The following is a 6,493-nucleotide window of genomic DNA, read 5'->3' as shown; positions in this document are numbered from 1 at the left end:
GATCGCAACGGCGCAGAACGTCCGGCACATGCGCGCCCTGATGGAGACGCTGGACCGCGACCTGGCGGCCGCAGGAGTCAACGCGCTCCATGTCGAGGGCGAGGCCGACTCCGGCTGGGTCCTCATCGACTTCGGGGACGTCATCGCCCATCTGTTCACGCCCGAGGACCGCGCTTACTACAACCTCGAAGGCCTCTGGAGCCGCGCCGGCGTCGCGCCGGTCCGCTTCCAGTAAGCACGGGCGATCCGGACGCAGCCTGGTGGCCCGACACGGGCGTGGGCAGCGCTGTCGACCGCTGGGTGCTTACCTTTCGAACACCCAGGCGTCTATCGCCCTCTCGTACGAGTGCAATTCGCCAGGCTGGAAGAAGAGAGCGACCTCTCGCGCAGCGCTTTCGAGTGAGTCCGAGCCGTGGATCAGGTTGCGGCCGATCTCGAGGCCAAAGTCGCCGCGGATAGTGCCGGGCGATGCCTCGCGCGGGTTGGTCTTGCCCATCGTCGCCCGGACCACTTCCACCGCGCCAGTGCCTTCGAATACGGCGGCCACTATGGGACAGGAGGTGATGTAGGAAACCAGGCCCTCAAAGAAGGGCTTGCCGGCGTGTTCGGCGTAGTGACGCTCGGCGAGCGCGCGGTCGACGTGCATGAGCTTGAGGGCGGCAATGCGCAGGCCGCGCTGCTCGAGCCGCGCCAGAATGGCTCCCGCCAGGCCACGCTGCATGGCATCCGGCTTGATCAGCACCAGCGTCCGCTCCATCCTCTCTCCTCTCCGGTCGTTCAGCGCGCCGACGGTTGCGGCCCGATGGCGGGCTCGCGCAGATACAATGGCACAAGGCTTTCGGCAGAGTCGATGTCGCCGCTCCGGAGGCGTTGCCACCCGAGCGCGGCCACGGCGAGGACGCGCGCCGGGTGGGGCTCCGCCCAGGCCGCGCCGCTCTCCCGGAGTGTGCGGACCGCGCCTTCGTCCAGGGCCCCGCAGACGATGTCACCGCTCTTTACCTCGAGCGCGAGCTGTTCGAGCCGGGCGAGCCGCGGCGGGAAGACCTCCGTGAGCCGGCCTTCGTGGCGCGCATAGGCCGCGAAGGCGAGCTCCGCCCGCCCGGCTGCATGCACGGCTATGACCCGCCGGCCCTCCTCGATGGCGAAAGGCAGGGCGTCGGCGGCGAGCCTGCCGACACCTGCGAGCCTCGCGCCGAGGCCGTAGGCCAGGGCCTTGGCGGCGCTGAGGCCTACTCGCAGCCCGGCGTAGGAACCGGGACCAATGCACACCGAAATCGCCGTGATGTCCTGACGCCCGAAGTTGCCCCTCTTCAAGAGCCAGTCCAGCGCCGGCAGCAGCTCACGCGACTGGTTCTGGCGTGACTTCCAGGTCAATTCCGACACCAGTTCGCCCTCGCTCGTGAGGGCGACCCCGGCGACGTCGGAGGCGGAGTCGATCGCGACCTCTACCATGGCGCCTTGCGTCCGGTCATCTTCGCGCCGCCTCGCTTTTCGACGCCGCCGCCAGCCCGGCCAGGAGGTCCTCGTAACGCCGGCCGGTGGCCTCCAGGGTAATCAGGCGCCGGCGGTCATCCACGAACTCGAAGCGGACGAGCAGGCGCTCTGGCGGCATCTCCTCCCAGGCCCTATCGGGCCACTCGACCAGCAGGACGCCATCGGCGGCGTTCTCCTCCAGCGCCAGGTCCGCGACCTCACCGGGGTCGTTGAGGCGAAAGAGGTCGGCGTGATGCACGTGCAGCCGGCCGTGGTACTCGTTCACGAGGACGAAAGAGCTGCTCTTGACCGGCTCGGCGACTCGGAGGCCCTTCCCGATGCCCTGGGCGAAGCACGTCTTGCCCGCACCGAGCTCGCCGCTGAGCAGGACGACGTCTCCAGCCCGCAGGAACCTGGCAAGGCGCTCCCCTAGCCTGCGTGTTTCAGCCGGACTAGCGCTCTCGAAGCGGAGGCTCTTCACGCCCGCGGGCCGCTCCGGAAGTGGTCCCAACCGGTTGCCGGATAGTGTCGCTCCAGCCCGTCCTCGCCGATCACTGTCACGCCGGGCTCTCCCTCGAGAGCGTCTCCGATGATGGTGAGGTCGGCTCCCTCCACGATCAAGCCTTCGATCACTCCCCTGGCGCCGCAGAGTAGGAGTTGGTAGTCCTCGCCACCGGTAAGGGCCAACTCCAGCGCGCGCTCCGGGAAGGCCGAAAGCAACGTGGGACTGAGCGGGACGGCGCCCGCCTCCAGGCGAATCCGCACGCCGCTGGCGCGCGCGATGTGGCCCGCATCCTGCAGCAGCCCATCGCTCACGTCCATGCCGCACCTCAGGCCCGCCGCCACGGCGCGCGCCGACACGTCGAGGCGGGGGCGGGGCCTTTCCTGCGCCTCGATGAGGCTGGCTGCCGCTGCCGCTGCCGCGCCGCCGGCGCCGAGCAGCAGCACGCCCGCGGCAGCGTCCCCGAGGGTACCGCTGACGGCGACGGCGTCCCCGGGCCGGCAGGCATTCCGGCGCAGCACGGCAAAGCCGCCGTCCGGGCCGCGGCGTACGACGCCGCTCACCGCCACGGTCACGGTGAACACGGGTGACCGCACTATGTCTCCACCGCTGACGGTGACGCCGTAGGCCTCGCAGCATTCCCGCATGCCGCGGTAAAGCTCGACAGCGTGTTCCAGGCAGAATTCGGGGGGCAGGCACAGCGTGACGAGGGCGGTCCCGGGCGTCCCGCCCATGGCCGCGACATCGCTCACGTTTACGGCAATGGCCTTCCAGCCGGTGTTGCGCCAGGAGGTGCGCGAGGGCAGGAAGTGCACGCCCTCGACGAGCGTGTCCGTCGTCCAGACCGTGGCGTCGGCCGAGGGCTCCATTACGGCCGCGTCGTCGCCGAGGTCCACGATGAACCCGGGGCGCGGCACCGACTCCGGCGAGGGCGGGTAGGGCACGCCGAGCTCGCGGCACAACAGCTCGATTAGGCCGAACTCGCCGGCTTCCGAGACCTTCATGGCCTCGATTATAGGTGCGCCTCAGGGGACGGCAGGGACGCCTGCTATATTGCGGGCGTGAGAGTCCTGGTGGTGGCGGACGTCCACGCGAACCTCGCCGCCTTCGAAAGTGTCCTCGCCCATGCGGAAACTCGCGGCCCTATCGACGTCATATGGGCGCTCGGAGACCTGGTGGGCTACGGCCCCGAGCCGGGCGCCTGCCTGGAGCTGCTACGGCGCTATCCTCACGTGGCGGTCGCGGGCAACCATGACCGCGCCGCCGGCGGCCAGATCGGCACCGAGGACTTCAACGCTTACGCGGCGGCGGCCGTGCGCTGGACGGCGAGCGTGCTGACGAGCGAGGAGGCGGCGTACCTGAAGGCCCTTCCGGACGCGGAGACCATCGGCGATTTCACTCTTGTCCACGGGAGCCTGCGCGACCCGACCTGGGAGTACGTCATCAGCTCGGAGGCGGCCAGCGGCCACCTGGAACGCCAGACTACCCCTTACGGGCTCATCGGCCACTCACACCTGCAGCTCACGTTCGTCGAGTTCGGGCCCGACCGCGTGCGCGGGAGCCTGATGGGCGATGGCGACGTCCTGGAGCTGGCGGACCACCGCGTGGTGGCCAATCCGGGCGGCCTGGGCCAGCCACGCGACGGCGATCCGCGCACCTGTTACGCGCTGCTCGACACCGATGCGCGCCGCTTGAGCTTCCATCGCATCGAGTACGATATCGCCCGCACCCAGAGGAAGATGCGACTCGCGGGACTGCCGGAGTACCTGATCGAAAGGCTGGCGCGCGGCCGATGACCAGAGTAGTCGTTACGTTTGCCCTCGAGCCTGAGCTGGTGGACGAGATAAAGGCGGTGGCTCCCAGTATCGAAGTGGAGGTCCTGGGCCAGGAAGCCCGGCGGCTCTTCCGGGGCGAGGCGCGTTACCCGAGCGAGCTCCAGGCCGTCACCGGCCTCGATGAGCTCACCAGCGCCCTCCGGGAGGCCGAGGTATTGTTCAGCTTCTGGGGCGGCGCCATCTCCCGCCTGGAGGACTTTCGCGACCGGGCGCCGAAGCTGCGCTGGGTCCAACTCACCCACGCGGGCGCCGAACGCGTAGACCCGAAGCTGATCGCCCAGGGCATCACCTTCACGACGGCGGGCGGCCTGGCCGCGACGCCGATCGCCGAGTTCGTGATGGCGTACGTCCTCATGTTTTCCAAGGGGTGGCCAGGCCTCTTTCGCGCCCAGAGGGAGCACCGATATACGCGGTTCATGCCGCGCGAGGTGCTCGGCAAGACGATCGGCATCGTCGGCATGGGCTACATCGGCGGGGAGGTGGCCCGCCTGGGCAAGGCCTTCGGCTGCCGCGTGCTCGGCATGCGCCGTTCGTTCACGGCCCGCGGCCTTGACCCCATCGCTGACGAGGCCGTGCCGCCTTCGGACCTGCCTTATCTCCTCTCGGAAAGCGACTTCGTCGTCATCGCGGCGCCGCTCACGCCGGAAACGCGGGGCATGATCGGCGAGGCGGAGTTGCGGCAGATGAAACGGACCGCCTACCTGATCAATATCGCCCGCGGCCCCCTGGTGGACGAACGCGGCCTCATCGCGGCCCTGCGCGAGGGGACGATTGCCGGCGCTGGCCTCGACGTCTTCGAGCGCGAGCCCCTCCCGCCGGAGAGCGAGCTCTGGGACCTCGATAACGTCATACTTAGTCCTCACATCTCGGGAGGCACCGAGATCTACAACAAGCGCGCCACGGCGATCTTCTGCGACAACCTGCGGCGGTTCCTGGCGGGCCAGCCACTGATGAACGTCGTCGACCCCGAACGCGGCTACTGAGCATAACGGGGCGTGGAATGCGCTGGCGCCCCGCGTATGCGGTTCGGTGATGCCGCCGTAATGCGGCCCTGGCCGCGCATTGACCTTCTGGCGAGGCTCCCCGCCCTAAGCTGAGCGCGGAAGGGGGAAACGTCATGAGCCTCTTCAAGAAGCTATCCGGTCAGAACTCCGAGGCGGACCTGCAGGCGGAGGTCCCCGAGGAGCACGCGTCCGCGACCTGCCCGCACACGGCCCTGATGCCGCGCTGGGACTCGCTGGAGGACATGGGCAAAGAGGACAAGGCTACCTCGTACTTCTGCCAGGGTTGCGAGCGCACCTTCACTCCCCAGGAAGCCCGGCCTTACCTGGGCTAGCCCGGGCCAGGCGTAGAACCGGGGTCACTCTAGCCCCGCTTCAGCGGCTTGAGAGCGAAGGCGTTCCGGATCCGGTTTGCCTCCGCCATCAGGTCGTCGTCGGCGACCAGGAAGCGGGAGAGGTTGCCCGTCGAGAGGCCCAGGTGGCGGGCCGCGTCCGATAGGCGTCCGTCGTGTGCCTGAAGGACGTCGAGCACGGCGGAAGCGCAGTCGAGGTACCTGGCGTCGCGCCGCCCGACGGCGAGCCTGCCGTCCCTGCCGATGCAGGCCGCCACGGCCTCCGGCACGCCTTCTGGCGCCGGGGACCGGACGCGGAGCGCCAGCGCAACCCGCAGGCGCCTGAGCGCGCGCGCCTTGTTCTCGTGCTGCGAGCGGCTCTCGTAGGCGTTAACGGTGATGCCCGTGGGCCGGTGCACGAGGCGCACGGCGGACTCCACCTTGTTCCGATTCTGCCCGCCGGGACCGGAGGCGCGATGGGTGTGCACGTCGCACTCCCGCAGCAACTCTTTGTCCGAGTAAGTCATGGCCTCTCAAGGTAAGGCATAACACATGCGGCTCCCTGTGCTCAGGTCCGGCGCGGCGCCATCTGCCTCACAGCGTCAGGGCCTCGTTCTGGGGGGCCACCGATAGCCCGGCGGTGGGGCCACCGCCGATCACGTAAAGCACGTTGCCAATGCCCTGCACAGCCAGGCCGTGTCTCGGCGTGGGCAAGTCGGGCAGCTTCGACCAGGTGTTCGTTACCGGGTCGAAAGCCTCGACCTGCGGGAAGGTGCGGGAGGGGTTGAACGCCTCGCCTCCGGCGACGATGACGCGGCCGGCGGCCGCTCCTCCGGCGGTGCCGCCGCGCGCGGTCGGCAGCGGCGCCAGGGAGCGCCACTGGCCTGACGGCGATTCCAGCACTTCGTTAGTGTCCTTGAGGACGCCGTCCCAACGCCCGCCAATCACGTAGACGCGCCCATCCAGCGCCGCGACCGCGAGGTGCTCTCGGGGCGCCGGCAGCGCCGGGCCCGGGCTGTAGGCGCCGCCGCCCGGGTCGTACAAGAAGGTCTGCCGCGGTTGGTCCCCCACGCCGCCGGCGATGAGGACCCGGCCGCCGAGGACGGCAGCGCCGCCAGATGTGCGCCTCACTGGCATATCGGCAAGGCGCGCCCAGCTGTCCGAGCGGGGGTCGTAGGCGAAGGCCCGGTCCGTGGGCTGGCCCAGCCCGCCGCCGAATACGAAGACGCGCCCGTCGAGCGCGCAGGCCATCGCGTGGTCGCGCGCTTCCGGAAGCGGCGCGCGGCGCTGCCAGCGGTCTGCCACCGGGTCGTAGACTTCGACTACGTCAGAGCTTCGCCCGGACGCTAC

General features: G+C 69.6%; 10 protein-coding genes. 4 read left to right on the top strand and 6 right to left on the bottom strand.

The genetic code is table 11. The features are described 5' to 3' along the window. On the top strand, nt 1-235 hold a 235-nt coding region (gene rsfS, locus VNN10_09250; GenBank protein HXH22204.1), incomplete at its 5' end, for a ribosome silencing factor. Between the two features lie 69 nt (nt 236-304). On the opposite strand, the gene ndk is transcribed toward rsfS, so the two are convergent. The 4 genes from ndk to thiL are packed head-to-tail and all read right to left on the bottom strand — an operon-like array spanning nt 305 to nt 2,979. Continuing rightward, nucleotides 305-757 carry a nucleoside-diphosphate kinase gene (gene ndk / locus VNN10_09245; GenBank protein ID HXH22203.1) on the bottom strand — a complete coding sequence of 151 codons (453 nt, stop codon included), beginning with the start codon at nt 755-757 and terminating at the stop codon, nt 305-307. 20 nt (nt 758-777) lie between these two features. Continuing rightward, nucleotides 778-1,452: a tRNA (adenosine(37)-N6)-threonylcarbamoyltransferase complex dimerization subunit type 1 TsaB gene (tsaB, locus tag VNN10_09240; protein HXH22202.1), complete on the bottom strand. Its 675-nt coding sequence runs from the start codon at nt 1,450-1,452 to the stop codon at nt 778-780. 16 nt (nt 1,453-1,468) lie between these two features. Beyond that, entirely contained in the window at nt 1,469-1,954 is a 486-nt protein-coding gene (gene tsaE / locus VNN10_09235; GenBank protein HXH22201.1) for a tRNA (adenosine(37)-N6)-threonylcarbamoyltransferase complex ATPase subunit type 1 TsaE, read from the bottom strand. Next, a complete protein-coding gene (gene thiL, locus VNN10_09230; protein ID HXH22200.1) occupies nt 1,951-2,979 on the bottom strand; it encodes a thiamine-phosphate kinase in 1,029 nt (342 codons plus the stop codon). The genes tsaE and thiL overlap by 4 nt, the downstream gene beginning before the upstream one ends. Nucleotides 2,980-3,036: 57 nt before the next feature. On the opposite strand from thiL, the gene VNN10_09225 reads away from it, so the two are divergent. From VNN10_09225 to VNN10_09215, 3 genes are all read left to right on the top strand, one after another. Then, nucleotides 3,037-3,771: a metallophosphoesterase family protein gene (locus VNN10_09225; GenBank protein ID HXH22199.1), complete on the top strand. Its 735-nt coding sequence runs from the start codon at nt 3,037-3,039 to the stop codon at nt 3,769-3,771. After that, nucleotides 3,768-4,793 (top strand): D-2-hydroxyacid dehydrogenase, encoded by a 1,026-nt coding sequence (locus tag VNN10_09220; protein HXH22198.1) that lies wholly within the window; start codon nt 3,768-3,770, stop codon nt 4,791-4,793. Before VNN10_09225 ends, VNN10_09220 begins: the two co-directional genes overlap by 4 nt. Before the next feature lie 134 nt (nt 4,794-4,927). Then, nucleotides 4,928-5,146 (top strand): hypothetical protein, encoded by a 219-nt coding sequence (locus VNN10_09215; GenBank protein HXH22197.1) that lies wholly within the window; start codon nt 4,928-4,930, stop codon nt 5,144-5,146. Nucleotides 5,147-5,175: 29 nt separating this feature from the next. Here VNN10_09215 and VNN10_09210 read toward each other — a convergent pair whose 3' ends face one another. Continuing rightward, entirely contained in the window at nt 5,176-5,670 is a 495-nt protein-coding gene (locus tag VNN10_09210) for a peptide chain release factor-like protein (GenBank protein ID HXH22196.1), read from the bottom strand. Nucleotides 5,671-5,737: 67 nt separating this feature from the next. Further along, on the bottom strand, nt 5,738-6,493 hold a 756-nt coding region (locus VNN10_09205), incomplete at its 5' end, for a kelch repeat-containing protein (protein HXH22195.1).

The sequence above is a fragment of the Dehalococcoidia bacterium genome (assembly GCA_035574915.1).
In the GTDB taxonomy this organism is placed as follows: domain Bacteria; phylum Chloroflexota; class Dehalococcoidia; order DSTF01; family WHTK01; genus DATLYJ01.
This window is presented reverse-complemented; position numbering and strand designations above follow the sequence as displayed.

Excerpts from the sequence above, each read along its gene's own strand:
- VNN10_09210 (HXH22196.1), bottom strand. The coding sequence starts at position 5,670 with ATGACTTACTCGGACAAAGAGTTGCTGCGGGAGTGCGACGTGCACACC.
- VNN10_09220 (HXH22198.1), top strand. The coding sequence starts at position 3,768 with ATGACCAGAGTAGTCGTTACGTTTGCCCTCGAGCCTGAGCTGGTGGAC.
- VNN10_09215 (HXH22197.1), top strand. The coding sequence starts at position 4,928 with ATGAGCCTCTTCAAGAAGCTATCCGGTCAGAACTCCGAGGCGGACCTG.
- ndk (HXH22203.1), bottom strand. The coding sequence starts at position 757 with ATGGAGCGGACGCTGGTGCTGATCAAGCCGGATGCCATGCAGCGTGGC.
- thiL (HXH22200.1), bottom strand. The coding sequence starts at position 2,979 with ATGAAGGTCTCGGAAGCCGGCGAGTTCGGCCTAATCGAGCTGTTGTGC.
- tsaB (HXH22202.1), bottom strand. The coding sequence starts at position 1,452 with ATGGTAGAGGTCGCGATCGACTCCGCCTCCGACGTCGCCGGGGTCGCC.